This window comes from Acinetobacter sp. AKBS16, from assembly GCF_002899995.1.
GTDB classification, from domain to species: Bacteria; Pseudomonadota; Gammaproteobacteria; order Pseudomonadales; family Moraxellaceae; genus Acinetobacter; species Acinetobacter baumannii.
This window is the reverse complement of record NZ_POYH01000075.1, coordinates 1-2,749: the sequence shown is the minus strand read 5'-3', so window position 1 is coordinate 2,749 and position 2,749 is coordinate 1. Positions and strand designations below refer to the sequence as shown.

Genomic DNA, 2,749 nt, shown 5'->3' with positions numbered 1-2,749 from the left:
AGTACCAAGAATGGAACAACTCCCCCTACATAGAAAATCGTTTGCCAGTGACCGCTTACATCGTAGGCTGCTAATAAAGATACTAAGATAGCTCCTATTGGCATACCACAGTACATTAGACCAACGGCACGACCACGATTTTCGTTAGAAACAGCTTCTGAAACAAGAGCAATCAAATTCGGCATCGCAGCCCCTAAACCTGCTCCAGCAAGAAAGCGTACTAATAGCAAAGTATAGAAAGTATTTACCCAGACTGTAAAAAGCGTAAATACAGCAAAAATAGCCACAGCCCCGATCAACACCATTTTACGACCAATACGATCGGCATAACGTCCACCCATTAACGCGCCTGGTAGTAAACCCAATATTCCTGCACTAAAAAAAATACCTAGTTGAGAGCTATTTAAACCAAAGGATTCTCGAATACCTACAGCCGCAATACCGGCTGCCTGTATATCAATTCCCTCAATCACAGCAATTAGAAAACAAATAGCGATCGTAATAATAGAGTGCTTATTTCCTGCACGGTTCATAGAAAAATCCTTTTCTATCAATTTGAAAAATCTCAGCACATCATTTATTAATCACTTTGATTTCGACATTAGCCTTAAGTTTTATACATTCAAAAAAAACAACAAAGAAAACTTTATCCTCTTCTTTAAAATATTTTATTTTTAGACAAATTAATTATAATAAAATTAAAAACTAAATTAAATTTCAAATACTTAAAAACAATTAAAGGGATTTTTAAAATTTATATATCTAAAAAAGATATTAATCATGATGAAACAAAACTGCTTTCTCAATAGTTAAGAGTTATTATACAGTTCAAATTAAGTATTAATGCTTTCGATTTCTAAGAGATATCTATAATCAGGCATAAAAAAACCGTCATATAATCATGACGGTTTTTCTTTTCAATATTAAATAGGCTTTTAGTATAACAAGGCTATTTAAATTAATTTTCGCAATTCAATTGATATATCTAGTAATTTTTCTTTATCAAAGGCGCTAGAACTAGAAACTAATTTTTTTAAGTGTCTAACATCACGCGCCTGATTGACTGCAATACCCGCAACAACGATGCCTTGATCTAACCCGAATAAGGTAAATCCTACATTTTGGTCTTCTTGCGGATTCATATTGCCTCGTATATGCCATTCTTTTGCAGACATATCTCCAACGAATTGAAAATTAAAATCATATTGATCTGTCCAGAACCATGATGGATTAGCTTGAGGTTGTGCTAACCCCATGACATGACGAGCAAAAGTACCTGCTTGATTATTGGCATTTTCCCAAGTTTCAATACGGGCATAATTACCATCTGAACGCAACTGAGTTGCTACATCACCAGCAGCATAAATATCAGGATTTGAAGTTTGGCAGTTTTCATTCACTTTAATAGCAAAATCGACATCTAAACCAGCATCTATGGCCAATTGAGCATTCGGTACAATCCCAATGCCATAAATAACAGCATCGGCAATTAACTCTTCACCACTGTCCAATAGCATGACAATTTCTTCACCACGAAGTTTAGTTTCAACAATTTTCACATTTAATCGAACATCAACACCTCGGCTACGGTGTTGATCCAATAGAAACTCACTAATAATTGCTGGCGAACGCCCCATAATCATTGGGCTTTGTTCTAGCACAACTACATCACAACCCTTAAAGCGAGCGCTAGATGCTAATTCTAGACCAATCACTCCACCACCGATCAATACAATACGCTTTTCTGGCTGTAGTACAGAAAATAATGCTTGCGAGTCCTCTAAATTCCGTAGGGTATAAACATTTTTTCCTAATATATCAAAAATAGGAAGACGCCGAGGTGCACCACCTGTTGCCAACAACAACTTGTCATAATGGACATGTTCACCACTTTCCAAAATTACTTGATATTGTTCAGGTACAATCTTTACAACAGCATTTCCCTTAATAAACTCAACACCTAAGTCTTCTAACTTCTGTTGAGACAGAATCTCAATTTTAGTCTGTTCAGGTCTTAGAATCATATCTTTAGACAAAGGCGGACGCTCATAAGGTAAATGAGGTTCATCACCTATTAAAATGATTTTACCGTCGTAATTGTTATTACGTAGTTCCAGAATTGCACTTGCACCTGCTTGCCCAGCACCGATGATGACAATAGTTTGAATATTCATCGCCTTATCCCTTATTTCAGCTCGGCAGAGACTATGCCAAAGCCCGCAATCCATTCACTAATTGGTTCATAGCAATGTAAGGTCATTTCATAATCGCCTACTGTCTGTAATGCCGCAAAAGCAGCTATCCAAGTTCGGACTTCTTGTCCCCCACGTCCACCTTCATGTCGAATTTCGTCTTCGGTCATCGCTTCAAGCGCAGCAAAGTTTGCATTTTTGAATTTTTCCAATAACTGCTCATCCCATTCTGGATTGAGTGGTATAGACACACTCTTGTCACCTGCTGCTAGACGTTGTCCAACTGAAATGATTTTGGCCTGACGTGTATTACGAGCTTCAACAGTTGGGTTTCGTCCAGCAATGAGAAATTCTTCAACTTCTAGTGGTACCGAACCCATCTGAGGTGTTGGAGGATCATGTGAAAGACCGCCTGTACCTAAAATTAATATACGTTCATTGTCCAGATTGATTGACTTAATAAAGGCGCCAATTGCACGACCTAATGCAATAGTTCGTTTTGTCGTAGGCATTGGCGCAGCAGCACCATTAATAAATATTGGAATGGTTGGATAGCG

Annotated in this window: 2 protein-coding genes and 1 pseudogene; all 3 read right to left on the bottom strand. The window is 37.6% G+C overall.

Annotated features, from left to right (window positions below):
* On the bottom strand, positions 1-533 hold a 533-nt coding region (locus tag C1642_RS19415), incomplete at its 3' end, for an MFS transporter (RefSeq protein WP_228153883.1).
* Between the two features lie 420 nt (positions 534-953).
* On the bottom strand, positions 954-2,174 hold the full coding sequence (gene hcaD, locus C1642_RS13260) for a 3-phenylpropionate/cinnamic acid dioxygenase ferredoxin--NAD(+) reductase subunit (RefSeq protein WP_001025817.1): 1,221 nt from the start codon (positions 2,172-2,174) through the stop codon (positions 954-956).
* Between the two features lie 11 nt (positions 2,175-2,185).
* A pseudogene (locus C1642_RS13255) lies at positions 2,186-2,749 on the bottom strand (3-carboxyethylcatechol 2,3-dioxygenase); the annotation flags it as partial.